This is a genomic window from Bacillus sp. 1NLA3E, assembly GCF_000242895.2.
In the GTDB taxonomy this organism is placed as follows: Bacteria; Bacillota; Bacilli; order Bacillales; family Cytobacillaceae; genus Bacillus_BU.
This window is the reverse complement of the sequence record NC_021171.1, coordinates 4,775,972-4,800,132: the sequence shown is the minus strand read 5'-3', so window position 1 is coordinate 4,800,132 and position 24,161 is coordinate 4,775,972. Positions and strand designations below refer to the sequence as shown.

Here is a 24,161-nt window from a genome sequence, read left to right as displayed (position 1 = left end):
GATTGCATATTTATTTTAGCTGATAGCTGATTTCTGTTAAGATAGAAGGAACAGTAATTCTGATGTAAGTAGGTGTTGAAGGTGAATCTCTCAGAAACAGCAATGATAAAGTTGTCTGAAAAATTAATGAATCAGGATACCTGGATAAATATGGGGATAGGGTTGTTGAAGCTAGTTGCTATTTTTATTCTCACAAGTCTGTTTATCCGAATAGGAAAATTTGCTATTCATAATATTTTTAAGGTGCGTTCTAAGGCACCAATTAGAACGTCAGAACGACGTGAAGCAACCCTGATGAAGTTACTCGATAATATTTTATCATATGTTATCTATTTTATTGCGTTTATCATGATCCTTTCAACGATTGGTATCAATGTGAAACCGTTATTGGCTGGGGCAGGGATTGTAGGATTAGCGGTTGGATTTGGTGCTCAAAACCTGGTTCGCGATATCATTACAGGTTTTTTCATCATTTTTGAGGATCAGTTTTCTGTTGGAGACTATGTAAGAATTGGCCAATATGAGGGGACTGTTGAGGAAATTGGTTTAAGAACAACAAAGATTAAGAGTTTTTCAGGTGAAAGACATGTTATCCCTAATGGTGGTATTACAGATGTAACTAATTTTTCAATTCATAATAGCATGGCCATCGTTGATGTCGGTATCGCTTATGAAGAAGATATTGACCGCGCTGAAAAAGTAATTCTTGAACTATTAGAAACGTTGCCTGATAAATATGAAGAAATTATAAGCCCGCCACAGTTATTGGGTGTTCAAAGTCTTGGTCCTTCAGAGGTTGTATTAAGAATTGTTGCTGAAACAGAGCCAATGCGGCATTTGGCAGTGTCTAGAATGATCAGGAAAGATGTTAAACACTGGTTGGACGAGAGAAACATTGAAATTCCGTTTCCACGTTTAGTCATGTATTCAAGATCAGAAGATCCAATCAATCAAAAAGTTTTTGCAGGTAACAAGGAGGGATAAGGATATGGAAGAAAAGGTATATAATTTAAACGATGTGGTTGAAATGAAAAAATCTCACCCTTGCGGAGCCAATCAATGGAAAATTATTCGGATGGGAATGGATATTCGGATCAAGTGTGAAGGTTGTGGTCATAGTGTTCTTATTCCTCGTCGAGATTTTTCTAGGAAAATGAAAAAGATATTAGTGAAGCATGAAGAGTGATTCATGCTTCTTGTGTTTTTAGCAGCTTGTCTCTATAATTGTGAAAGACTATATGAGTAATACTAAATTTAATGAGTGTCTAGCGTAAAGCGCCTAGCCTCTCGAGGTCACAAGCAAAGGAACGCCGCCTGTGTGATTCTTCTTGTGCTTGTCGGGCCTTAGCGAGGTGCTTTTCGCTTTTATATTAATAGAAGAAGTAGAGGAGTGACAATGGATGGCTTTAACAGCAGGAATTGTCGGATTACCGAATGTCGGAAAGTCCACTTTGTTTAATGCAATTACCCAAGCAGGTGCAGAATCTGCTAACTATCCTTTTTGTACAATTGACCCTAATGTAGGGATAGTAGAGGTTCCAGATCATCGATTAACAAAATTAACTGAACTTGTTCAACCTAAGAAAACTGTTCCAACCGCCTTCGAATTTACAGATATTGCCGGAATCGTAAAAGGTGCGAGTAAAGGTGAAGGCCTTGGTAACAAATTCTTGTCACACATTCGCGAAGTGGATGCGATTTGTCAGGTTGTTCGATGCTTTGCTGATGATAATATCACTCATGTAGCAGGGAAAGTTGATCCGATTGATGATATCGAAACAATTAATCTAGAACTAATTTTAGCGGACATGGAGACTGTTGAGAAACGAATCAGTCGTGTCGAAAAATTATCTAAGCAAAAAGATAAAGACGCCGTGGTTGAATTCGAAGTACTAACAAAATTAAGAGATGCTTTTGAAGCAGAAAAACCTGCTCGTACAGTTGAGTTTACTGAAGAACAAATGAAGGTTGCCAAAGGACTACATCTATTAACAATCAAACCTGTTCTTTATGTGGCCAATGTTGCTGAAGAAGATGTGTCTGATCCTTCCGGTAATGAGTATGTCCAACTTGTTAAAGATTTTGCTGCTAAAGATAATGCGGAAGTCATTGTGATTTGTGCAAAAATCGAATCAGAGATTGCCGAGCTTGAAGGCGAAGAAAAAGCAATGTTTTTGCAAGAGCTTGGAATTGGTGAGTCTGGATTAGATCAATTAATTCGTGCTGCCTATCATTTATTAGGTTTAGCTACGTATTTCACTGCTGGTGTACAGGAGGTTCGTGCTTGGACATTCCGCAAAGGGATGAAAGCTCCACAATGTGCTGGAGTAATCCACTCTGATTTTGAACGCGGCTTTATTCGTGCTGAAACAGTTTCTTATGATGATTTATTAGCAGGCGGGAATATGGCAGCTGCTAGAGAAGCAGGACGAGTTCGATTAGAAGGAAAAGAGTACGAAGTAAAAGACGGAGACGTCATTCACTTTAGATTTAATGTATAAAAGACAATAAAAACAGATGACAAGACGGCAACTTACAAGTGGTTGTCGTCTTTAATTTTGGCTCTCTTCTAAAAGACTGTTGTTTTTTTATAGGTTTTTAGAAAGAAAACCGTTGATAAAGAAGTTGATTGGAGCGGAAGGTGCTCGACTCCTGCGGGAGTAGCGGGACAGGTGAGACCCCGCAGGCGTAAAACGCCGAGGAGGCTCACCGCCCGCCCCGCGGAAAGCGAGCATCATGGAGCGGAAATCAACCACACTTCTCTTTTAGTAAATAGCAACAGAGTTTATGAAAACAGCCTTAATTTTAATAAAATTGCATATTGGGAAGAGTTATGATATAATTCTACCTTGTGAGTAATGAATAATTGCTCCTTGCCCATATTGGGCCGTCTAGACCAAAAGGAGGTGAAAGTGATGAAAAAGTACGAAGTTATGTACATCATTCGTCCAAACATTGAAGATGAAGCTAAAAAAGCTTTAGTTGAACGTTTCAACACGATCCTAACTGATAACGGTGCGGAATTAGCTGAAGCGAAAGATTGGGGTAAACGTCGTCTTGCATATGAAATCAATGATTTCCGTGATGGATACTACCAATTAGTAACTGTTGCTTCTGATTCTGCTGCGGTAGAAGAATTCTCCCGTTTAGCAAAAATCAGTGAAGATATCATCCGTCATATGGTGATTAAACTAGAAGAAAAATAATTTTCGAATTGAATTGATATATTCTTCCGTTTATTGATTGTTTCACGTGAAACATTTGAGAGGAAGAAAGGAGTTGGTTCTGATGATGAATCGTGTAGTTCTTGTCGGACGTTTAACAAAAGACCCGGATTTGCGTTATACACCTAATGGAGTAGCAGTTGCTACATTTACCCTTGCAGTGAATCGTTCTTTTTCAAATCAACAAGGAGAACGGGAAGCGGATTTTATTAACTGTGTGGTCTGGAGACGGCCAGCAGAAAATGTCGCTAATTTCTTGAAAAAGGGTAGCCTTGCTGGTGTAGACGGGCATATTCAAACACGCCACTATGAGGGTCAGGACGGCAAGCGCGTTTATGTGACAGAAGTAGTAGCAGAAAGTGTTCAATTTCTTGAACCAAAAAGCAGTGCATCTGGTGACAGAGGCGGAAGCGGTACTTATAACGAGCCACGGGAACAACAAGGTTCTCCGTTTGGTAACAGTAATAATAATCAGAATCAGAATCAACGTCAAAATAATAACAATAAGGGCTATACTCGTGTGGATGAAGATCCTTTCGCTGGTGATGGACAAATTGACATCTCCGATGATGATCTTCCATTCTAACACCGTAACAGCTCAAAGAAGGAGGTACATGAGATGGCAGGCGGACGTAAAGGTGGACGTGCAAAACGTCGTAAAGTGTGTTACTTTACAGCAAATGGAATTACACGCATCGATTATAAAGATGTTGATCTATTGAAAAAATTTATCTCTGAACGCGGTAAAATTTTACCACGTCGTGTAACTGGAACTAGTGCAAAGTACCAACGTAAATTGACTGTAGCAATTAAACGTGCTCGTCAAATGGCTTTGTTACCATACGTATCAGGTGAATAATAAGTAGTAAAAGACAGTGGGTTTGCTCACTGTCTTTTTCTATATAAACGAAATGATTGTTAATCCTGTGTTGAATCCAAAATCCATACTAGCTAAAATAGACATTATGAAGGATTCTGTTTGTGGAGGTTTTTAATGAAAAATGCAAATCAGTTAACCAAAGGGGCAATGTTCTTAGCAATATACTCTGTTTTATTGTTAATCACCCTATACATACCGATATTAGGTGCGATCGTTAATTTATTTTTACCATTACCATTTATTTTGTTCGCAGCAAGGAACAATTTAAAAAGCTCTGTTGTGTTTTTTATTGCGTCAATGTTACTTTCACTCATCATTGGCAGTATGTTAGCAATTCCAGTGACTTTGGCATTTGGTATGACCGGGGTAACAATTGGTTATTTAATTAATAAGCAAAAAAACAGGTGGACAGTGATTCTCGCATCATCAATGGTTTTCTTAGTTAATGTAATTGGGCAATATATTGTTTCTGTAGTATTTTTAAAGATGAACATCATTAAAGAGGCTGTACAAACTTTTCGAGATTCGTATCAAACTAGTATTGAGATGATGAAGAATCTAGGACAAGCGCCAAATGAACAGGTTATAAAGCAAATGGAAACAAGCGTCTCTATGATTGAAACACTGATGCCAAGTGCTTTCGTAATGGTTTCTTTTTTTATTGTTTTAATTATGTTGATTTTATCAATGCCAATTTTAAAACGATTTGGTGTAACGATACCTGGGTGGAAGCCTTTTAGAGAGCTAATCCTCCCAAAAAGTCTATTATGGTATTACTTATTAAGTATGCTATTGAGCTTAATGTTAAATCCTGCTCAGGGCACCTATTTATACATGGCGCTCGCAAATCTTGTGTTTATTTTACAATTGTGTATGATTATCCAAGGAATTTCGTTTGTTTTTTATTATTGTAATCTTAAAAGTTATTCAAAGGCTATAGCCATCACAGTAGTTGTTTTTTCTTTCTTACTCCCGTTTTTACTTTATATTGTAAGGATATTAGGTATAATTGACCTAGGCTTTAATTTAAGACAACGTCTAGAGAATAATGCAAAATAAAGCATATATTGCATGATAATGGTTCTTGCTTGAACCGTGAAATCATTACAGTTCTGGGAGCTGAAGATATGTCTTCATTTTTGGAGAAGAAGTCCATGAGGTATCCGTTATTTGGATTATTGGGCTTAACAGCAATGCTTCTTGGTCTGTTAGCCTACTATAACTGGTGGATTGGTTTGTTGGGGTTCTTCCTCACCACGATACCATATTATTATTTTTTTTCATTTTCCCGGCAGGAACAAAAAGATACGGAAGAATATATCTCTACTCTCTCCTATCGAGTAAAAAAGGTCGGTGAAGAAGCTTTAAATGAGATGCCGATTGGGATTATGCTCATAAATGATGATTACTTTATCGAGTGGACAAATCCATTTTTAGCATCCTTCTTTCATGAAGATAGGCTAGTTGGAAGGTCGCTTTATGATGTAGCAGATTTACTTATTCCGTTAATAAAGCAAGAAGTTGATACTGAAATCATTACTTTACACGAACGTAAATTACGGGTGATTCATAAACGCGAGGAACGCCTATTATACTTTTTTGATGTGACTGAACAAAAGGAAATCGAAAAATTATATCGCGATGAACGAACCGTTATCGGGATTATCTTTTTAGATAATTATGATGAATTGACACAAGGAATGGACGACCCAACTCGGAGTAGCATTAACAACTTGGTTACATCACTTTTAAATAACTGGGCAAGAGACAACGGAGTATTTCTTAAGCGCATTTCATCGGAACGTTTTATTGCTGTTTTTAACGAGCACATTCTTCTTTTTTTAGAAAAAGGGAAGTTTGGAGTTCTTGATGAAGTCAGGGAAAAAACATCAAAGCAAAATGTTCCGCTAACCTTAAGTATTGGAGTAGGGACAGGTGTATCTTCCTTACCGGAATTGGGGACATTGGCTCAGTCGAGTCTTGATCTTGCTTTAGGTAGAGGCGGAGATCAAGCAGCCATAAAAAAACCAAATGGAAAAGTAAAGTTTTACGGTGGAAAGACTAATCCTGTTGAAAAACGGACTAGAGTTCGTGCTCGCGTAATCTCCCATGCATTAAAAGAATTGATTTCAGCCAGCGATAAAGTTATCATAATGGGACATAAAAATCCTGATATGGATGCGATTGGTGCAGCTATTGGGATTTTAAAAGTTACACAAATGAATGAAAAAGATGGATTTATTGTACTTGATAATCAGCAAACGGATTCAAGTGTTGGCAGACTTATGCAGGAAATAAAACAAAAGGAATCTCTTTATGCCCGCATGATTAGCCCTGAAAACGCAATGGAGATTGTAACTGAACGGACGCTACTGGTTATCGTAGATACACATAAACCATCATTAGTGATTGAAGAAAAGCTATTAGCTAAAATAGATAATGTTGTCGTCATTGACCATCATCGCCGGGGTGAGGAGTTTATTGAAAGTCCCTTACTTGTTTATATGGAACCCTATGCCTCATCTACAGCTGAATTGGTGACGGAATTACTTGAGTACCAGCCTAAGCGGGGTAAAATTGACATGCTCGAAGCGACTGCCCTTTTGGCAGGAATTATCGTAGATACAAAGAGTTTCACGTTAAGAACGGGTTCCAGGACGTTTGAGGCTGCCTCCTATTTACGGGCACATGGAGCAGATACTATTTTAGTGCAGAAATTTTTGAAGGAAGACCTTCACTCTTTTCTAAAACGTTCCAAATTGATTGAGTCTGTCTATTTCTATCATCCTGGAATTGCAATTGCTAAAGGGAATGAAGAAGATATATATGATCAAATTGTTCTTGCACAATCAGCAGATACCTTGTTAACGTTAAATGGAGTGATTGCTTCTTTTGTCCTTTCCAAGCGGGGAGAGAATGTGATAGGGATTAGCGCACGTTCTTTAGGTGATATCAATGTTCAAGTTATTATGGAACATTTAGATGGAGGCGGCCACTTGACCAATGCAGCCACGCAAATAGAAAATGGTTCCGTTTTGGAAGCTGAAATGCGATTAAAGCAGGCAATCGATGAATATTTAGAAGGGGGCAAAAAGGAATGAAAGTAATTTTTTTAAAGGATGTTAAAGGAAAAGGAAAAAAAGGTGATGTTAAAAACGTTGCTGATGGATACGCACAAAATTTCCTTTTAAAGCAAGGCTTAGCAAAAGAAGCTTCACAAGCAAATGTTAGCACTTTAGACGCTCAAAAGAAGAAAGAAGAAAAACAAGCTGAAAAAGAACTAGAGGCAGCAAACCAACTTAAAGTACAGCTTGAAAAAATTACTGTAGAACTTTCTGCTAAATCTGGTGAAGGTGGTCGTTTGTTTGGATCGATTACAAGTAAGCAGATTGCCGAGGAATTATTTAAAAGCCATAAAATTAAAATTGATAAGCGTAAAATTGAATTGGCAGATGCAATTCGTGCCTTAGGCTTTACGAAGGTACCAGTTAAGCTCCATACAGAGGTAACTGCTACATTAAATGTTCATGTAAAAGAAGTAAGCTAAAATTGGCAGTTCAAATATGAGTTAAACATGTTAGAATAGAAGAGTTGAACCAAATGGTGATCGGTAAAGAGCTGATCACTTTTTTTCTACGATTGTTAGATTATTTTAAGTCAATGCTCTAAAAAGGAGGTTACTTTATAGATGAGTGAATTATTAATAGATCGTCTTCCTCCCCAAAATATTGAAGCGGAGCAGGCTGTATTAGGTGCCATTTTTTTAGAGCCGCAAGCTTTGACCTTGGCTTCTGAGATTCTCATACCAGAAGACTTTTACAGATCTTCTCATCAAAAAATCTTTAGTGTTATGCTGAATCTTAATGATCAAGGGAAAGCAGTTGATTTAATAACCGTAACTGAAGGCTTAGCAGCCACCAAATTGCTTGAAGACACAGGTGGTGTTGGTTATCTAAGTGAGCTAGCGGCGTCCGTTCCAACCGCAGCCAATATTGAATATTACGCAAAAATTGTGGAAGAAAAGTCCTTGCTTCGTAGACTAATTCGGACGGCTACTGGAATTGCTCAAGATGGCTACAGCCGTGAGGATGAAGTAACTACTCTTTTAGGTGAAGCTGAGAAGAGCATTTTAGAGGTAGCACAACGGAAGAATGCCGGTGCCTTTCACAATATCAAGGATGTATTAGTTAGAACCTATGATAATATTGAACTATTAAATAATCGAAAAGGTGATGTTACTGGGATTGCGACAGGATTTTCTGAGCTTGACCGGATGACAGCGGGATTTCAGCGAAACGATTTGATTATCGTAGGTGCACGTCCCTCTGTTGGTAAGACTGCCTTTGCCTTAAATATTGCCCAAAATGTTGCTACCAAAACAGGTGAAAATGTTGCGATTTTCAGTCTCGAAATGGGTGCAGAACAGCTTGTTATGCGTATGCTTTGTGCGGAGGGAAATATTAATGCGCAAAACCTCCGGACCGGTGCTCTAACTGATGAGGACTGGGGAAAACTGACAATGGCAATGGGAAGCCTGTCTAATGCTGGGATTTTTATCGATGATACCCCTGGTGTTAGAATAGGGGAAATTCGCTCTAAATGTCGCCGCTTAAAACAAGAGCATGGCTTAGGGATGGTTTTAATTGACTATTTGCAGCTTATTCAGGGTGATGGACGATCGGGTGAAAATCGGCAGCAAGAAGTATCAGAGATTTCCCGTACATTAAAGCAACTTGCCCGTGAGTTGGAAGTGCCTGTAATCGCCTTGTCGCAGTTATCACGTGGTGTTGAACAACGACAGGATAAAAGACCAATGATGTCTGATATTCGTGAATCAGGGAGTATTGAGCAGGATGCTGATATTGTTGCCTTCTTGTACCGTGACGATTATTATGACAAAGAAACTGAAAACAAAAATATTATCGAAATTATTATTGCAAAACAACGTAATGGTCCAGTTGGAACTGTGCAGTTGGCCTTTGTAAAAGAGTATAATAAATTCGTAAACTTAGAGACACGCTATGGAGATGCGTCCGTTTCTCCAGGCGCATAGACTTATTTCTTATAAACATAATAGGGATGAAATAAAGGAGTTAGCCTAGTAAAATGGTTAACCCTTTTTTATTATTTTCATATAAAAAAGAGATTATTAGATTTACGAACGTATAATATAAATTTAATAAAAATGTTCGTGTTTTATTGACTTTTCACTAGTGAAATTGATAAAATTAGGATGGTTTTTAAACAGAAAGTAAATATAACGTGTAACCTAGGAGGTTCTTTAGATGTCATCAGTTGTAGTTGTTGGCTCACAGTGGGGCGATGAAGGAAAAGGAAAAATCACAGATTTTTTATCAGAAAATGCGGAAGTGATTGCCCGCTATCAAGGTGGGAATAATGCCGGACACACGATTCGTTTTAATGAAGTGACATATAAATTGCATTTAATTCCATCAGGGATATTCTATAAGGAAAAAACAAGTGTTATCGGAAATGGAATGGTCGTTGATCCTAAAGCTCTGATTACAGAATTGGCTTATCTTCATGAACGTGGCGTTACAACTGAAAATCTACGCATAAGCAATCGTGCTCATGTAATTTTACCTTACCATCTCAAATTGGATGAAGTAGAGGAAGCACGTAAAGGTGACAATAAAATTGGTACAACTAAAAAGGGCATTGGTCCAGCTTACATGGACAAAGCAGCTCGGTGTGGAATTAGAATTTCTGATCTACTAGAACGTGATGTTTTTGAAGAAAAATTGACACGAAACCTCGAAGAAAAAAATCGTTTATTTGAGCGTTTTTATGAAACAGAAGGCTTCAAAATTGAGGATATTTTAGATGAGTACTACGAATATGGACAGCAAATTAAGCAATATGTGTGTGACACTTCAGTTGTATTAAATGATGCATTAGATGAAGGTCGCCGCGTTTTATTTGAAGGCGCTCAAGGGGTTATGCTTGATATTGATCAAGGTACATATCCATTTGTTACATCCTCTAATCCAGTTGCCGGTGGAGTTACAATTGGTTCAGGTGTTGGACCAACAAAAATCAGCCATGTTGTAGGTGTATGTAAAGCTTATACTACACGTGTTGGGGATGGCCCGTTCCCTACTGAGTTAAACAATGAAATTGGTCATCAAATTCGTGAGGTTGGCCGTGAGTATGGTACAACGACAGGTAGACCACGTCGTGTTGGTTGGTTTGACAGTGTTGTTGTTCGCCATGCACGTCGTGTAAGTGGGATTACTGATCTATCCTTAAATTCAATCGACGTATTAACTGGACTTGACACAGTGAAGATTTGTGTAGCTTATGATTATAAAGGCGAAATGATTACGGAATATCCAGCAAGTTTGAAGGTATTATCTGAATGTAAGCCAGTTTATGAGGAACTTCCAGGTTGGACTGAAGATATTACAAGCTGTAAATCACTTAATGAATTACCAGAAAACGCTCGCCACTATTTAGAGCGTGTTTCTCAACTGACTGGCATCCCGTTATCCATCTTCTCAGTAGGACCGGACCGTGCCCAAACAAACGTAATTTTCAGCCCATGGCGCTAATCTAATATATAATTTAGAAATGACGTGTTGACTGGGTCCAGACCTGCACGTCATTTCTATTTTTATACGTAATCACTAAATAAAATAAAAAAAACATTGCATATAATTAATAGACTATGTTATGATAAAAAGCGTCGTCATTGAAAGCTTAATTACGAGATTCTAGTACGAGCCATTAGCTCAGTTGGTAGAGCATCTGACTTTTAATCAGAGGGTCGAAGGTTCAAGTCCTTCATGGCTCATTATTTCTATTTTTTACGGCCCCTTGGTCAAGTGGTTAAGACACCTCCCTTTCACGGAGGTAACACGGGTTCGAGTCCCGTAGGGGTCACCATGATGTGGAGGATTAGCTCAGCTGGGAGAGCATCTGCCTTACAAGCAGAGGGTCGGCGGTTCGAGCCCGTCATCCTCCACCATTTAGTTTAATACATTCTATTGTCGCGGGGTGGAGCAGTTCGGTAGCTCGTCGGGCTCATAACCCGAAGGTCGCAGGTTCAAATCCTGCCCCCGCAATATGGTCCGGTAGTTCAGTTGGTTAGAATGCCTGCCTGTCACGCAGGAGGTCGCGGGTTCGAGTCCCGTCCGGACCGCCATATTTTTTTAGATGTTTGGCTCAGTAGCTCAGTCGGTAGAGCACGCCCGAATAAGCTACAAAGAAATAACATCAGCGTACCAATCGAGCAGCTGCTTGAATAAGCTTCCTGAGATTGGGACGAAGGACAGCGAAAATTGAGGTTTAGGAAACAATTTTAATTTGGCTCAGTAGCTCAGTCGGTAGAGCAAAGGACTGAAAATCCTTGTGTCGGCGGTTCGATTCCGTCCTGAGCCATCAAACATTAAAAAAGAGCATACAATGTATGCTCTTTTTTGTAATGCAATTGTAATATAACGTTAGTTATAGTGGTTAAAGATGTAACCCACTCTACTCTCCCTGATTAATCTACAACCATTGCTAAATCAATATTGTTTTAAAAGGTGCGGAAATACTCATTTTGAAAACCCTTCCAAAATTATTCCACAATTCGACATATAATGTCAGTTATTATACATTTATGTTACATTATGAGGTCTATTACTCTTTTTAACTATAATATATGGTAAAGTAAAAAAGTCGAAAATTGTAAAACGATTTCAATCTAACAAAAATTCATAGACTGTTTGTACCGTTATATAGGAGGATTATTAATGAGTAAATGGAAAATGAGCTTGTCCAACCTTACGGGCAATACAACAGCTAGACTTATACCGCAAGTAAAGAAGGTTGCTATAACAGCAATTGCTGTGACTGCATTGTCTTTTAGCTTATTACATAGTGCACCACTTGCAAGTGGATCTGAGACAACCACGGTATATTATGTGTATTTTAATGAAAAGTATATAGGAACAGTATCCGACAAAAAAGTTGTCGAAACAGTTGTTAAAAATAAGTTACAAGAGTTGAAGGCGAATTACAATGGTGTTAATTTGTCCACGGGATCACAGTTAACCTACATACCTGAACAAGTTTTTCGTTCAAGTGTCACGACTAACAACCAAAAGGTCGTACAAGAGTTACAGGAACAGCTAACTATTCAAGCAGATGCTACTGCGGTCGCTCTCGATGACCAACAGGTAGTATTTTTAGAAAATCAACAAAGTGCTGAAGAAGTTGTGAAAAAATTGAAATTGCAATACGTTAGCGAGGATCAATTAAATGCTATTGAAGCAAGAAAAAATGACCCAGCTAGCACTCTACCACCGCTACAAGAAAATGAAACACGTATTTTAGACGTTCGTTTATCAAAAAATGTTTCATACGCTAAGGCAGCGGTTACGCCAGATAAAATTATGACAGTCGATAATGCGGTAAAGTTTCTACAAACTGGAACACTTGAGCAACAGAAATATCAGGTCCAAGATGGCGATGTTTTAGGTTCAATTGCCAACGGACATGGATTAACTTTAAAACAAATGGTTGAAATAAATCCTGGACTAACAGAAGATTCAGTACTTAAAATTGGCCAGGAGGTTAACATTACAGTTTTCCAACCCTACATCCATGTTCTTGTCGATAAGCAATCACTTGTTAAAGAAGCCATTCCATATACATCTCAAACAGTTGAAGATGCATCAAGGATGAAGGGTGACAACACAGTTAAACAACAAGGACAAAATGGAGAGCGACAAGCAACCTATCAAATTTCGGAACAAAGTGGTCAAACTGTTAGCAAACAAGAAATAAGTTCAAATATATTAACCCAGCCAGTTAATGAAGTCATTGTTAAGGGAACAAAGGTTGTCCCTTCTCGTGGAGACGGTACTTTTGCATGGCCAACTGGAGGAGGATATATCTCTAGTCAAATGGGTTACCGTGATGGTAAGTTGCATAAAGGGATTGATATTGCACGACCAAGTAATCCTACAATCAAAGCAGCAGACAATGGTGTAGTCGTATCAGCTGGATGGGATGGCGGATATGGAAATAAAATCGTCATTGACCATCAAAATGGTTTCCGTACAGTTTATGGCCATCTTTCATCAATCGGTGTTCGTGTAGGTCAAACCGTTGCAAAGGGTTCTAGTATTGGTGTAATGGGTTCTACAGGTGATTCTACTGGAACACATTTACACTTTGAAGTTTATAAAAATGGTGCCTTACAAAATCCGGTATCCTATCTTCGATAAAAAATCTATTAAGTCTCTAGACTCTAAGAATGTCTAGAGACTTTTTTATATCCATAATTGCCAGTACTTAATAGGGCACAATCACTTTATATATAAAAAGTAACATGGTAAAGTAAAATAGATAATCTATGTTCGGGTTATATTTAGATTATTAGCTTTTAGACAAAAGACATATAAAGCTGCAATCAATATCAATTGACATACAAATGTATCTCCGCAAGAACTAATGACGAGAGGAGAAAAAATATGGATAATAAAAAAATACTAGTAGTTGATGATGAAAAGCCCATAGCTGATATCCTACAATTTAATCTCAAGAAAGAAGGATATGACGTATATTGTGCTTACGATGGTAATCAGGCAATTGAAATGGTAAATCAGCTTATTCCTGACTTAATTCTTCTAGATATTATGCTTCCCCAAAAAGATGGTATGGAAGTTTGTCGAGAGGTTCGAAAAAAATACGAAATGCCAATTATCATGTTAACGGCAAAGGATTCTGAAATTGATAAAGTGCTTGGACTTGAGTTTGGTGCCGATGATTATGTGACAAAGCCGTTCAGTACTCGGGAACTAATCGCAAGGGTAAAAGCCAATCTTAGACGCCATCAGCAGGTTTCTGCGCAAATTGAGGAAGCTGAAACAAATACGATTACGGTCGGGTCCCTTATTATTCACCCTGATGCTTATGTTGTCTCAAAAAGAGGAGATATGATTGAACTTACTCACCGAGAATTCGAACTTCTTCATTATCTAGCTAAGCATATTGGGCAGGTTATGACGAGAGAACATTTGCTTCAAACTGTTTGGGGATATGATTATTTTGGTGATGTTCGCACCGTCGATGTGACTGTCAGACGTTTACGCGAAAAGATTGAGGATAGTCCTAGTAACCCAGTTTGGATCGTTACTAGAAGAGGTGTCGGGTATTATTTACGAACTCCCGATCAGGAATAAGGTAGCTTTATGAGAAAGGTCGGTTTTTTTCGGTCTATCCATTTAAAATTTGTCATGATCTATGTATTACTCATATTAGTTGCTATGCAAGTAATCGGTGTTTATTTTGTTAAGCAGCTTGAAGAAACGCTATTAACTAATTTTAAAACCTCAATAAAAGAACGGGTAAACCTGCTTGCCTATAATATTGAAGAAGAAATGTCTAAAGACCGGTCGAACGATGACCCCAAGGTTGAAGAGGCAATAAATCGGATATTAAGAGATTTTTCTGCTGGCGATATTATGGAGGTTAGGGTTATTGAGTCTGGAAGCTTAAAAATTTTAGGTACCTCAGAAATGAATAATATCGATCTTGTTGGAAAAAGGACTAATGATTTAATCGTAAAGCGATCCCTTGTGCTAGAAACTGAGCAAAGCTCAGTCCTAATTGATCCGCAAACAGGGAAAAGGATTTGGGTCCTCTCATCTCCAATTAAATCGAATCGAGACGTAAAAGGTTCAATCTACTTAGTAGCTAAAATTGAAAACGTCTTTACACAAATGAAAGAAATAAATGATATTTTTATTTCCGGAACAGCGATTGCCTTGGCTATTACGGCTATTCTTGGGATTTTGCTTGCCCAAACAGTAGCTAGACCTATTTCTGATATGAGAAAACAGGCGTTAGCCATGGCCAGGGGTAATTTTTCCCGCAAAGTAAAGGTGTATGGGTACGATGAAATAGGCCAATTGGCTATAACATTTAATAATTTAACGAAGAAATTACAGGAAGCACAAGCCACTACTGAAGGGGAGCGTAGAAAACTCTCGTCTGTACTAGCTAACATGACAGATGGAGTAATTGCTACTGACCGTCGTGGTAGGGTCATTCTGATTAATGAACCGGCTGTGAAAATGTTAAGTGTTTCACGTGAAACAGTGCTTTCACAATCGATTGTATCTCTGCTTGGAATTGAAGATAAATATGGATTTGAAGATTTACTAGAGGAACAAGATTCTGTCATTCTTGATTACAGCACCATTAAAACTCATTATATTTTGAGGGCCAACTTTTCGGTAATTCAAAAGGAAACGGGTTTTGTTAATGGACTTATTACTGTTTTACATGATATTACGGAGCAGGAAAAAATAGATATGGAGCGGCGGGAATTTGTGGCGAATGTATCACACGAGTTAAGAACGCCTTTGACGACCATGAGAAGTTATTTAGAAGCCTTAGCCGATGGTGCATGGCAGGATGAGGAAATTGCACCAAATTTCCTTGAAGTAACACGAAATGAAACTGAACGAATGATTCGACTTGTAAATGATTTATTGCAGCTATCAAAAATGGATAGTAAAGATTATAAAATAAAAAAAGAGTGGGTAGACTTTGTTGTTTATTTTGATCGGGTTATTGACCGGTTTGAATTGACGAAAGAGCAAAATGTCATCTTTAATAGAAAGCTACCAAAACATGATATTTTTATCGAAATGGATGAGGATAAATTAACGCAAGTGCTAGATAATATTATTTCTAATGCATTAAAATACTCACCAGAAGGCGGTCATGTGTCATTCACTATGGAGGAGCAAGAAGACCAAATATTCGTTAGTGTTTCTGACGAAGGGGTCGGGATTCCAAAGGGCGATCTTGAGAAAATATTTGATCGGTTTTATCGCGTTGATAAAGCAAGGACTAGAAAGCTTGGGGGCACAGGGCTAGGATTGGCCATTGCGAAGGAAGTTGTGAACGCCCATGGAGGGGAAATATGGGCATCGAGTATTGAAGGACAGGGAACCACCATTTCCTTTACTCTTCCTTACGATCGTTCATATGAGGATGATTGGACATGAAATATGAAAATATAAAATCTATCATTTTAACCATTCTTGTTGTCACAAGTGTTGTGTTAACTTGGAACCTTTGGACCTATCAGCCAAATTACGCAACGATGGAAAAGCCTAATTATATTCAAGAAGTGGCTTTAAGTGAAAAAAGGGAAATGGGAGAGCTAATTAAACCTGTTAAGCTCCTATACCATTTAAAGGATACCCATTTAGGAACAATAAATAGTGGAGATCTCGAACATTCACTTGAAGAAATGAAAGCTTGGGATTTTTATGGTTTTAAAAATATTTCAGATCAAATTGGTAACTTACCTGACTTTGTCCAAGAAAAGGGGAATTTAGAAATTATTTTCCCTGATACCGTCCCAATCGAACTATATAAAAACATGCTCAATATTTCAGATAAAAAAATCCCTAAATTTAAATTTAATCGAATAGTGATTGATTTGGAAAGCAGGAAAAAGGACGAAGGTTCGGTCTATTTTGTAAACTATGGAAATCCTAAATATCACCAGGTGTATGCCAGCCATATTAAATCTGCTGATTTAAATAACTTTTATAATCAATTTTATAGTGATTCAAATCAACTAACTCCATACTTCCCTTATAAAACATCAGAAGAGAGAACGATATTTCTTCCTGAAAATAAAACAAATATTACGAGCTATAAATATTTTCTAGATCGATTAGATCCGGAAAAATTTAAAGATGCTCTTTTTAATGATCCAAGCTATGTTCAAAGGAATGATGTATTAAGTAACATTGAGTATACAGACGGATCAAGTATGTTGACCGTAAATAATGATACCTTGATGCTTTCTTATGTAAATCCTACAGAAGAAACTGATATTATGGCAAATTCTAAGGATATATTACAAAAAAGTATGGATTTTGTTAATACACATGGTGGATGGGCGGGCACTTATAAATATGAATCAATAGACGAACTAAACCAAAAGATCATTTATAGACTGTATGATAACAAAGGGTACCCCATTTTTAGCGATACAGGTATGTCAGAAATTGATCAAGTCTGGGGACAGCAGGAAATAAAAAAATATACTCGGCCTATTTTTGCTTTGGATGTACCACTTAGGACAGAAACAATCGAAATGACGCTTATTACAGGTAAAGAAGTGGTGGAACTTTTAAAAGCAAAAAGGGGTTTTAAGCCTGAATTACTTGAGGACCTTGTGGTTGGATATTCAATGACAAAGGATCCGAAAGAACCACAATTAATCAATCTAGAACCATCCTGGTTTTACAAATATAGTCACTCGTGGGTCCGGATAACACCTAAGGAACTTGGAGGGATAAAAAATGGATTGGAGTAAAATAAAAACAATCTTTATTTTGACCTTCCTGGCTTTAGATATCTATTTACTTTATGAATTTTTCAAACTACGTGATGCCAATAAGTATGAGTTTATTACGGAAACCTCATTTGAAGAAAAGCTGTCGGGAGATAAAATTAAGTATGTGGAGTTACCGAAAGTTTTAGCTAAGGATGCTTATGTAAGTGCAAAACCAAAAATATTCAAAAAAGATGATTTTGCTAAGTTAAAGGGGCAAAGCTTCACGCTTGATGGAACCTCGTTACAAGGAGTTTTGGACGAGCCATTTCAATTAGGAAAGGATTTTGAACTGTCAGAGCTTAATTCCTTTGTTAAGAGTAAGATTCCTTTCGGAGAACAATATGTATATTTTAATAAAAATGAACAGGACCATTCCATCATATTTTATCAGCAATATTTAAATAAAACTTTTTACAAAAATATTAATGGAATGTTGACGCTCCATTTAAATGATGAAAATGAAATCATATCTTATAAACAAACCTTGCTTGAAGGGATTGAGGTTCTTTCACAAAAACAAGAGGTTCTCCCTCCTATTAAAGCAATCGAAACGCTTTATGATAATGGAGTTTTACAACCTAAGAGTAAAATCACAAAAGTAGAATTAGGGTTTTATACACTCGTTCAGTTAACAGAGTCTCAAGTGTTAACACCAACCTGGCGATTTGTTGTAGATGATAAGGAAAATCTATTTGTTAATGCCTTTGAAGGGAAAATTATTCAAATAGCTGATGACCAAAAAAAATAGTGGAGTGAGTTAGATGTCTTTGCATTTTAGTGTACTGGCAAGTGGTAGTACAGGAAATGCGATCTATGTGGAGACGGAGGAACATTCATTTTTAGTTGATGCAGGCTTTAGCGGCAAGCAAATGGAAGGGCTATTTGCTCAAATTGACCGAAAAATGGAGAATCTATCCGGTATACTAGTTACGCATGAACATAGTGACCATATTAAAGGAGTAGGCGTCCTCGCTCGGAAGTATAAGTTGCCTATTTTTACAAATGAGAAAACATGGCAAGCTATGGATAGATTAGTTGGCGAAATTCCAGTCGAACAAAAATGTATCTTTGGGATGGAATCTGTGAAAAGCTATGGTTCTCTAGACATTGAATCGTTCGGTGTGTCCCATGATGCAGCGGAACCAATGTTTTATGTATTTCACCATGAAGGGAAAAAATTAGTTGTGATTACGGATACAGGATATGTGAGTGATCGTGTGAAAGGAATCATTTCTAACGCAGACACCTATGTTTTTGAAAGTAACCATGATGTCCAAATGCTTCGGATGGGACATTATCCATGGAATACTAAACGAAGGATATTAAGTGATGTCGGCCACGTTTCAAATGAAGATGCAGCTTTGGCTATGAGTGAGGTTGCTGGAGATCGTACTAAGAGTATCTATTTGGCACACTTAAGCTTAGATAATAATATGAAAGACCTGGCACGTATGTCTGTTACCCAAACGTTACAATCTAGAGGATTGATTGTGGGCGAACAGTTTAGTTTGTATGATACTGATCCAAAAATCCCTACGGCTTTAACTGCAGTTTAATTTAATAGGTTGTTTCGTAAACTTTGTTGCTATTTACTAAAAGAGAAGTGTGGTTGATTTCCGCTCCAGGATGCTCGCTTTCCGCGGGGCGGGGGGTGAGCATCCTCGGCGCTAAAGCGCCTGTGGGGTCTCACCTGTCCCGCTGCTCCCGCAGGAGTCTCGCACCTTCTGCTCCAATCAACTTCTTTATCAATGGTTTTCTTTACAAAAACCTATAAAAAGACAACAATCTTTTAGAAAAGAGCCTTAATCTAATAGGTTGGTTTCTGCAATCCTATGCAATTTATGAACAAATTTGGACTAAGTCTTTAATAAATTCGTAAGTTTGCTTTGATTTGTTTGTTTTTCTATATCAAGGTGGTCAATAGAGTATAATAATGATTATAAAGTCAGACTAATACTGTCGTTATTGATATTGTTATGAAAGGATGGATGTCTATGGGTTATTATGATCAAGATGACCAAGGCCGATATAAGGAACAAAAGGGAAACAAGGGCGGTTATTTCCTCGCAAGTGCTGTTGGAGCGGTTTTAGGCGCTTTATTATTGATAATTGCTATTCCGCAATTGTCGGACTTAGGGGTGCTCCCCTACAATGTCTCTAATGATAATGTACAGAAAACAGAAGTGAACAATCAAAAGTCAACCCCAGAGACAACGTCTAATGTTAGTGTGGATGTAAATTCGCAAGTAACAGATGCAGTTGCAAAAGCTGGTGGTGCAGTTGTGGGCATTACAAACATTCAGGATACGGGATTTTGGTCAGAAGGCAATGATAAAAGCCAAGAAGCTGGGACAGGGTCTGGTGTAATTTATAAAGTTGACGGAGACAAAGCTTTTGTCGTAACAAACCACCATGTTGTAGAAGGCGCGAGTGATCTTGAGGTCACGCTTACAGATGGAACCAAATTAACAGCAAAGCTTCGCGGAAGTGATGTTTGGACAGACTTGGCTGTGTTAGAGGTTGATGGAAAGAATATTAAAACAGTGGCGGAATTTGGAAACTCAGATAAACTTAAAGCAGGAGAACCTGCTATTGCGATCGGAAACCCACTTGGTTCTACCTTCTCCGGATCGGTTACTCAAGGGATTATTTCAGGTCTTGAGCGGACGATTCCGATTGATATAAACGAAGATGGAGTTGAGGATTGGCAATCTGAAGTGTTGCAGACAGATGCTGCTATAAACCCAGGAAATAGTGGTGGTGCACTAGTCAATATTGATGGGCAAGTAATTGGGATTAATTCAATGAAAATAGCACAGGAATCTGTTGAAGGAATTGGGTTAGCCATACCAATTAACTCTGCTAAACCAATCATTGAAGATCTCGAAAAGAACGGAGAAGTAAAACGACCTTATATGGGAGTGGAATTACAATCCGTAAAAGAGATTGCAAAATATTATCAAGAAGAGGCTCTTAAACTTCCGAAGGATGTAAATTATGGGGTTGCCCTTCGTCAAGTTGTACCAAATTCACCAGCTGATCAAGCCAAAATGAAAGAGCTTGATGTTATTGTTGAGATGGATGGCGAAAAGATAGAAGATGTTATTGGCCTCAGGAAACACCTGTATAATAAGAAGAAAATTGGCGAACAAATGAAGATTAAATATTACCGGGACGGAAAGCTTCTTGAAACGACGATGAAGCTCGGGAGCGAGTCATTATAGTTAGGATAGTGGATAACCTAAAGGTAGGAGGCTCAATTAGGCCTTCTACTTTTTCTTTTGGATCAATGTTGATTTTTTGCACATTGTTGATTGGAGTGGAAGGCGAGAAGACTCCTGCGGGAGCGGCGGGACAGGTGAGACCCCACAGGCGCTTAAGCGCCGATGAGGCTCACCGCCCGCACCGCGGAAAGCGAAGCGCCTGGAACGGAAATCAACATTCTAGTTTAACAGAGCCTTTCTTTTTAATAACATGTGGATAAAGCTTTGAAAATAATTTCTTTTAATAGTGTAATATTAAATTGGTGGATAACAACGAATTAGCTAAAATGAATTAGATTGTGGATAAGAGAATGAAAGGATTGAGGAAAATGATTTATTGTTGCGAGGAACATGTGGAATTAGCGTTAGATGTGATCGTAGATGACTACGAAATAGCGCCTAAATTAGAGAAGATAACGAATCCGGATAAGATATCCACAACCTGTGAATATTGCGAAAAACCAGCGGTATATATGGTAGCGAACGGGTGATCCTATACAAGATGTGGATAAGAAATGTGGGTATGTGGATAACTTCTGTGGATATCTTGTTCTTAAACTGTTTGTAAAGTGGGGGTAATTGTGAATATCTTAATTATTACGGTTGGAAAACTGAAAGAAAAATACTTGAAACAAGGAATAGATGAGTTTGTGAAAAGAATGTCCAGTTATGCGAAACTAGAGATGATTGAAGTGGCCGATGAGAAAGCACCTGAAGAATTGAGTTTAGCGGAAATGGATCAGGTGAAGCAAAAAGAAGGCGAGCGAATATTAAATAAGATCCCCCAGGATACATATGTTATTGCATTGGCTATTGACGGAAAAATGAAATCATCCGAGGAGTTGGCGGAAGACTTGGATAAGCTGGCGACGTACGGAAAAAGCAAAATTGCCTTCGTTATTGGCGGGTCTTTAGGGTTGAGTGATGAAGTTCTCAGACGAGCAAATGATAAATTGTCCTTCTCTAGAATGACTTTCCCCCACCAACTTATGCGCTTAATTCTTGTTGAACAAATTTATAGGGCATTCCGGATAAACCGGGGAGAACCTTATCATAAATAGGGGCAATTTTTGGTGTTATACCTGTTAAGGATCCTATCTTAGTAAGTTTTAATCTTATTCTAGAATAATGTATTGATAAGGGACTTGGTATAAATAGTTGTAAGTATCTATCATAAAAGTAGTTACTTTTTTATTCAAATTGAACTCCCTCAAGGACAGCGTAGAACTTGAAGGTGATATTTGTTATATGACTATAGAAACAAAAGAAACGATTGAGAAAGAAGTTAAACGGATTGCAAGAGGAATTGAAAAGGAATTTGGTGTGACCTGCGAGCTTACGTATGCTCCGGATTATCCACCATTATACAACAACCCTGAACTTACTGCATAGGTGGCAGAAAATTTACAAAGCATGAATGATAAAGATATAAAAGAAGTAAAAGAATTTCCGGCGATGTCCCCATCCGAAGACTTTGCTTATTATGCTGAAAAATTCCCTGCCTGCTTCTTTTACATCGCATGTTCACCAAAAGGGGTAGAAAATCCTTACTTCAATCATGATCCGAAATTTGATATCGATGAAGATGCGCTCCTAGTAGCCACGAAAGCGGTTGGTCAAGTTGTTTGCAGCTATTATTATTTAGACTAAAATAAAGTTAAAAAGCCCTCTCACATACTCCATTCGATTCAGTAAGTGAGAGGTTTTTTTAGATAGGTTTATACGCTTGTTTACATTCTATTTAAATAAAGTGAACATAATTAGGGAGTACAATAATTTAAAGCATTAGGAGGTGTGATGTTGTCTGTGTAGAATAGGTCATTTTCCTATTCCTATAAAACCGCATGATGTTCGTTTTTTATAATAATATCTAAGTCGTCATATGGTGGTTCAAAAAGAGAAAGTGAAGCAGCAAAAATAATAGCTAAGGAAAAGGAAATATATACAACTTTCATTTCATTACGTTCTTTATTTTTCTTTTTTTCATACTCTTTTAAACTAATAATATTGTTTTTCTTATTCATTATCATTTGCCCTCCAATCTTTTTATTCCTATGTACCTATAAATATTATAAACTAATATCTGAATTTCGTAAAAATTATTATTTGCCTATTATGAAAGCAGTCGGTAAAGATAATATTGCGGTAACAGTCCATGATACTAAAAAAGGATATATTAAGTTAATGACAGATAGTAAGGGCATAAGTGGAACATTGGGGATGATAACTGATGTAATAAGTACCGTTTTTGGCATTTATTAGATGTATAATTTAGGTTTTAAGGAAGGGTTAATTAACCTTAGGAGTTAGAATAAAATGAAAAATGGCAACTCAGAGCAAACAGAGCTGCCATTTATCTGGATTGTACATCTGCTACATTACATAATTAGATAACTTGCCGATTTTCTCTACTTCCACAGATACGATGTCTCCTGACTTCATTGGACAACTACCAGCAGGTGAACCAGTAGCCAAAATATCACCCGGCTCCAGCGTCATAATTTGTGAAACCCAGCTAATAAGGAAAGGAATGGACAATGACATCTGGTTGGTATTACCATCTTGTACGACCTTGCCGTTTAAAGTTGTAACTATGCGTAAATTGGTTGGATCTATACCTGTCACAAGACACGGTCCCAACGGCCCAAAAGTGTCAAAGCCTTTACCGCGTGTAAACTGTGGATCTTTTTTGGTAAGATCTCTTGCCGTTACATCGTTAAAGATCGTACAGCCAAATACATAATCCAAAGCCTCTTCTTCTTTAATATTTTTGCCTCTTTTCCCAATAACCAGCGCCACTTCTCCCTCCATCTCCACCTGCTGGGTTAAATGACTTGGCGGGAGAATGATTTCTCCCCGGTCTGGAATCAAGGAAGTTCTAGGTTTTAAAAATAAAAAGGGTTCTTTGAGATTGGCCTGACCACCCGTCTCTTTTGCATGTGCAGCATAGGTCCAGCCAAAGTTAACCACTTTTGATGGCGACACAGGCTCTAGTATTTTCACATCATCATATTTAATTCTTACACCATCAAATTTTAGTTCATTAGCTACAATCTCAGTAAAATTACTGGACAATTGTAAAATTTCATCATCCTCAACAATTCCGTAATATATTCTACCGTTACGATTCTGATAACGAACGATTGTTTGTGTTCGTTGCAGCATTTGCAATGCCATTTCTTGCACACCCCATCTATAAATTGTGTTCTTTCAATAAAGACTTAAATCGCTACTAATGATGAACATGTTTCAAGGTAAACCATCTCAGTCAAAATCTTGTAACCTTGTATATTCTTTAAAGCTTCTCTAGCTTCATTTTCTGTTTCAAATTCATACATGTTAGAACATTTTCCTTCTGAAAAGACTGTGATTCTCCACATTTTAAGGCATCTCTCCTTTTTAACTAGGTAAATGTA

Annotated in this window: 25 protein-coding genes and 6 tRNA genes; 28 read left to right on the top strand and 3 right to left on the bottom strand. The window is 37.7% G+C overall.

Annotation, left to right across the window (positions count from 1 at the left end; translation table 11 throughout):
• The first annotated feature begins 81 nt into the window (after positions 1–81).
• From B1NLA3E_RS23040 to B1NLA3E_RS25915, 28 genes are all read left to right on the top strand, one after another.
• Complete coding sequence (locus tag B1NLA3E_RS23040) at positions 82–984, top strand: mechanosensitive ion channel family protein (protein ID WP_041580817.1); 903 nt, start codon at positions 82–84, stop codon at positions 982–984.
• A gap of 4 nt (positions 985–988) precedes the next feature.
• On the top strand, positions 989–1,186 hold the full coding sequence (locus B1NLA3E_RS23035; RefSeq protein WP_015596219.1) for a DUF951 domain-containing protein: 198 nt from the start codon (positions 989–991) through the stop codon (positions 1,184–1,186).
• A 214-nt stretch (positions 1,187–1,400) separates the two neighbouring features.
• Entirely contained in the window at positions 1,401–2,501 is a 1,101-nt protein-coding gene (gene ychF / locus B1NLA3E_RS23030) for a redox-regulated ATPase YchF (protein ID WP_015596218.1), read from the top strand.
• A gap of 414 nt (positions 2,502–2,915) precedes the next feature.
• Positions 2,916–3,206, top strand: a complete 291-nt coding sequence (gene rpsF / locus B1NLA3E_RS23025) for a 30S ribosomal protein S6 (RefSeq protein WP_015596217.1) — start codon at positions 2,916–2,918, stop codon at positions 3,204–3,206.
• A gap of 82 nt (positions 3,207–3,288) precedes the next feature.
• Positions 3,289–3,810, top strand: a complete 522-nt coding sequence (ssb, locus tag B1NLA3E_RS23020; RefSeq protein ID WP_015596216.1) for a single-stranded DNA-binding protein — start codon at positions 3,289–3,291, stop codon at positions 3,808–3,810.
• A gap of 33 nt (positions 3,811–3,843) precedes the next feature.
• Complete coding sequence (gene rpsR / locus B1NLA3E_RS23015) at positions 3,844–4,083, top strand: 30S ribosomal protein S18 (RefSeq protein ID WP_015596215.1); 240 nt, start codon at positions 3,844–3,846, stop codon at positions 4,081–4,083.
• 135 nt (positions 4,084–4,218) lie between these two features.
• Positions 4,219–5,163, top strand: a complete 945-nt coding sequence (locus tag B1NLA3E_RS23010; RefSeq protein WP_015596214.1) for a YybS family protein — start codon at positions 4,219–4,221, stop codon at positions 5,161–5,163.
• Between the two features lie 68 nt (positions 5,164–5,231).
• Positions 5,232–7,205 (top strand): DHH family phosphoesterase, encoded by a 1,974-nt coding sequence (locus tag B1NLA3E_RS23005; protein ID WP_015596213.1) that lies wholly within the window; start codon positions 5,232–5,234, stop codon positions 7,203–7,205.
• On the top strand, positions 7,202–7,651 hold the full coding sequence (gene rplI, locus B1NLA3E_RS23000; RefSeq protein WP_015596212.1) for a 50S ribosomal protein L9: 450 nt from the start codon (positions 7,202–7,204) through the stop codon (positions 7,649–7,651). The genes B1NLA3E_RS23005 and rplI overlap by 4 nt, the downstream gene beginning before the upstream one ends.
• A gap of 141 nt (positions 7,652–7,792) precedes the next feature.
• A complete protein-coding gene (gene dnaB / locus B1NLA3E_RS22995) occupies positions 7,793–9,157 on the top strand; it encodes a replicative DNA helicase (RefSeq protein WP_015596211.1) in 1,365 nt (454 codons plus the stop codon).
• Between the two features lie 232 nt (positions 9,158–9,389).
• Positions 9,390–10,676: an adenylosuccinate synthase gene (locus B1NLA3E_RS22990; RefSeq protein ID WP_015596210.1), complete on the top strand. Its 1,287-nt coding sequence runs from the start codon at positions 9,390–9,392 to the stop codon at positions 10,674–10,676.
• 169 nt (positions 10,677–10,845) lie between these two features.
• Positions 10,846–10,918 (top strand) — tRNA-Lys (locus B1NLA3E_RS22985).
• A 17-nt stretch (positions 10,919–10,935) separates the two neighbouring features.
• Positions 10,936–11,010, top strand: a tRNA-Glu gene (locus B1NLA3E_RS22980).
• Positions 11,011–11,016: 6 nt separating this feature from the next.
• Positions 11,017–11,092: transfer RNA gene (locus tag B1NLA3E_RS22975), tRNA-Val, on the top strand.
• 23 nt (positions 11,093–11,115) lie between these two features.
• A tRNA-Met gene (locus B1NLA3E_RS22970) sits at positions 11,116–11,189 on the top strand.
• Positions 11,190–11,192: 3 nt separating this feature from the next.
• Positions 11,193–11,269, top strand: a tRNA-Asp gene (locus tag B1NLA3E_RS22965).
• Positions 11,270–11,432: 163 nt separating this feature from the next.
• Positions 11,433–11,505, top strand: a tRNA-Phe gene (locus B1NLA3E_RS22960).
• 356 nt (positions 11,506–11,861) lie between these two features.
• Entirely contained in the window at positions 11,862–13,340 is a 1,479-nt protein-coding gene (locus B1NLA3E_RS22955; protein ID WP_015596209.1) for a M23 family metallopeptidase, read from the top strand.
• A 246-nt stretch (positions 13,341–13,586) separates the two neighbouring features.
• Positions 13,587–14,297: a response regulator YycF gene (yycF, locus tag B1NLA3E_RS22950; RefSeq protein ID WP_015596208.1), complete on the top strand. Its 711-nt coding sequence runs from the start codon at positions 13,587–13,589 to the stop codon at positions 14,295–14,297.
• Between the two features lie 9 nt (positions 14,298–14,306).
• Complete coding sequence (gene walK / locus B1NLA3E_RS22945; RefSeq protein ID WP_015596207.1) at positions 14,307–16,133, top strand: cell wall metabolism sensor histidine kinase WalK; 1,827 nt, start codon at positions 14,307–14,309, stop codon at positions 16,131–16,133.
• Positions 16,130–17,461: a YycH family regulatory protein gene (locus B1NLA3E_RS22940; RefSeq protein ID WP_015596206.1), complete on the top strand. Its 1,332-nt coding sequence runs from the start codon at positions 16,130–16,132 to the stop codon at positions 17,459–17,461. The genes walK and B1NLA3E_RS22940 overlap by 4 nt, the downstream gene beginning before the upstream one ends.
• The gene (locus B1NLA3E_RS22935; RefSeq protein WP_015596205.1) at positions 17,448–18,230 is read left to right on the top strand and encodes a two-component system regulatory protein YycI; all 783 of its coding nucleotides are present in this window, start codon (positions 17,448–17,450) and stop codon (positions 18,228–18,230) included. The genes B1NLA3E_RS22940 and B1NLA3E_RS22935 overlap by 14 nt, the downstream gene beginning before the upstream one ends.
• A gap of 13 nt (positions 18,231–18,243) precedes the next feature.
• Positions 18,244–19,038, top strand: a complete 795-nt coding sequence (locus B1NLA3E_RS22930; RefSeq protein ID WP_015596204.1) for an MBL fold metallo-hydrolase — start codon at positions 18,244–18,246, stop codon at positions 19,036–19,038.
• A gap of 438 nt (positions 19,039–19,476) precedes the next feature.
• A complete protein-coding gene (locus B1NLA3E_RS22925) occupies positions 19,477–20,706 on the top strand; it encodes a S1C family serine protease (protein WP_015596203.1) in 1,230 nt (409 codons plus the stop codon).
• A 368-nt stretch (positions 20,707–21,074) separates the two neighbouring features.
• On the top strand, positions 21,075–21,236 hold the full coding sequence (locus tag B1NLA3E_RS22920) for a CxxH/CxxC protein (RefSeq protein ID WP_083935209.1): 162 nt from the start codon (positions 21,075–21,077) through the stop codon (positions 21,234–21,236).
• 90 nt (positions 21,237–21,326) lie between these two features.
• Positions 21,327–21,806 carry a 23S rRNA (pseudouridine(1915)-N(3))-methyltransferase RlmH gene (gene rlmH / locus B1NLA3E_RS22915; RefSeq protein ID WP_015596201.1) on the top strand — a complete coding sequence of 160 codons (480 nt, stop codon included), beginning with the start codon at positions 21,327–21,329 and terminating at the stop codon, positions 21,804–21,806.
• A 187-nt stretch (positions 21,807–21,993) separates the two neighbouring features.
• A complete protein-coding gene (locus B1NLA3E_RS25920) occupies positions 21,994–22,137 on the top strand; it encodes a hypothetical protein (protein WP_328285117.1) in 144 nt (47 codons plus the stop codon).
• Between the two features lie 21 nt (positions 22,138–22,158).
• On the top strand, positions 22,159–22,395 hold the full coding sequence (locus B1NLA3E_RS25915) for a metal-dependent amidase/aminoacylase/carboxypeptidase (RefSeq protein WP_015596200.1): 237 nt from the start codon (positions 22,159–22,161) through the stop codon (positions 22,393–22,395).
• 182 nt (positions 22,396–22,577) lie between these two features.
• On the opposite strand, the gene B1NLA3E_RS22905 is transcribed toward B1NLA3E_RS25915, so the two are convergent.
• From B1NLA3E_RS22905 to B1NLA3E_RS25470, 3 genes are all read right to left on the bottom strand, one after another.
• Complete coding sequence (locus B1NLA3E_RS22905; RefSeq protein WP_041580815.1) at positions 22,578–22,769, bottom strand: hypothetical protein; 192 nt, start codon at positions 22,767–22,769, stop codon at positions 22,578–22,580.
• A gap of 349 nt (positions 22,770–23,118) precedes the next feature.
• On the bottom strand, positions 23,119–23,910 hold the full coding sequence (locus B1NLA3E_RS22900) for a fumarylacetoacetate hydrolase family protein (RefSeq protein ID WP_041581298.1): 792 nt from the start codon (positions 23,908–23,910) through the stop codon (positions 23,119–23,121).
• A 56-nt stretch (positions 23,911–23,966) separates the two neighbouring features.
• Positions 23,967–24,125 carry a hypothetical protein gene (locus B1NLA3E_RS25470; protein ID WP_187292131.1) on the bottom strand — a complete coding sequence of 53 codons (159 nt, stop codon included), beginning with the start codon at positions 24,123–24,125 and terminating at the stop codon, positions 23,967–23,969.
• Positions 24,126–24,161: the final 36 nt, after the last annotated feature.

What these genes read in the sequence shown, in the direction of transcription:
- B1NLA3E_RS23035 (WP_015596219.1), top strand. Translation starts at nt 989, where the DNA reads ATGGAAGAAAAGGTATATAATTTAAACGATGTGGTTGAAATGAAAAAA.
- ychF (WP_015596218.1), top strand. Translation starts at nt 1,401, where the DNA reads ATGGCTTTAACAGCAGGAATTGTCGGATTACCGAATGTCGGAAAGTCC.
- rpsF (WP_015596217.1), top strand. Translation starts at nt 2,916, where the DNA reads ATGAAAAAGTACGAAGTTATGTACATCATTCGTCCAAACATTGAAGAT.
- ssb (WP_015596216.1), top strand. Translation starts at nt 3,289, where the DNA reads ATGATGAATCGTGTAGTTCTTGTCGGACGTTTAACAAAAGACCCGGAT.
- rpsR (WP_015596215.1), top strand. Translation starts at nt 3,844, where the DNA reads ATGGCAGGCGGACGTAAAGGTGGACGTGCAAAACGTCGTAAAGTGTGT.
- B1NLA3E_RS23010 (WP_015596214.1), top strand. Translation starts at nt 4,219, where the DNA reads ATGAAAAATGCAAATCAGTTAACCAAAGGGGCAATGTTCTTAGCAATA.
- B1NLA3E_RS23005 (WP_015596213.1), top strand. Translation starts at nt 5,232, where the DNA reads ATGTCTTCATTTTTGGAGAAGAAGTCCATGAGGTATCCGTTATTTGGA.
- rplI (WP_015596212.1), top strand. Translation starts at nt 7,202, where the DNA reads ATGAAAGTAATTTTTTTAAAGGATGTTAAAGGAAAAGGAAAAAAAGGT.
- dnaB (WP_015596211.1), top strand. Translation starts at nt 7,793, where the DNA reads ATGAGTGAATTATTAATAGATCGTCTTCCTCCCCAAAATATTGAAGCG.
- B1NLA3E_RS22990 (WP_015596210.1), top strand. Translation starts at nt 9,390, where the DNA reads ATGTCATCAGTTGTAGTTGTTGGCTCACAGTGGGGCGATGAAGGAAAA.
- B1NLA3E_RS22955 (WP_015596209.1), top strand. Translation starts at nt 11,862, where the DNA reads ATGAGTAAATGGAAAATGAGCTTGTCCAACCTTACGGGCAATACAACA.
- yycF (WP_015596208.1), top strand. Translation starts at nt 13,587, where the DNA reads ATGGATAATAAAAAAATACTAGTAGTTGATGATGAAAAGCCCATAGCT.
- walK (WP_015596207.1), top strand. Translation starts at nt 14,307, where the DNA reads ATGAGAAAGGTCGGTTTTTTTCGGTCTATCCATTTAAAATTTGTCATG.
- B1NLA3E_RS22940 (WP_015596206.1), top strand. Translation starts at nt 16,130, where the DNA reads ATGAAATATGAAAATATAAAATCTATCATTTTAACCATTCTTGTTGTC.
- B1NLA3E_RS22935 (WP_015596205.1), top strand. Translation starts at nt 17,448, where the DNA reads ATGGATTGGAGTAAAATAAAAACAATCTTTATTTTGACCTTCCTGGCT.
- B1NLA3E_RS22930 (WP_015596204.1), top strand. Translation starts at nt 18,244, where the DNA reads ATGTCTTTGCATTTTAGTGTACTGGCAAGTGGTAGTACAGGAAATGCG.
- B1NLA3E_RS22925 (WP_015596203.1), top strand. Translation starts at nt 19,477, where the DNA reads ATGGGTTATTATGATCAAGATGACCAAGGCCGATATAAGGAACAAAAG.
- B1NLA3E_RS22920 (WP_083935209.1), top strand. Translation starts at nt 21,075, where the DNA reads ATGATTTATTGTTGCGAGGAACATGTGGAATTAGCGTTAGATGTGATC.
- B1NLA3E_RS25920 (WP_328285117.1), top strand. Translation starts at nt 21,994, where the DNA reads ATGACTATAGAAACAAAAGAAACGATTGAGAAAGAAGTTAAACGGATT.
- B1NLA3E_RS25915 (WP_015596200.1), top strand. Translation starts at nt 22,159, where the DNA reads ATGAATGATAAAGATATAAAAGAAGTAAAAGAATTTCCGGCGATGTCC.
- B1NLA3E_RS22905 (WP_041580815.1), bottom strand. Translation starts at nt 22,769, where the DNA reads ATGAATAAGAAAAACAATATTATTAGTTTAAAAGAGTATGAAAAAAAG.
- B1NLA3E_RS22900 (WP_041581298.1), bottom strand. Translation starts at nt 23,910, where the DNA reads ATGCTGCAACGAACACAAACAATCGTTCGTTATCAGAATCGTAACGGT.
- B1NLA3E_RS25470 (WP_187292131.1), bottom strand. Translation starts at nt 24,125, where the DNA reads ATGTGGAGAATCACAGTCTTTTCAGAAGGAAAATGTTCTAACATGTAT.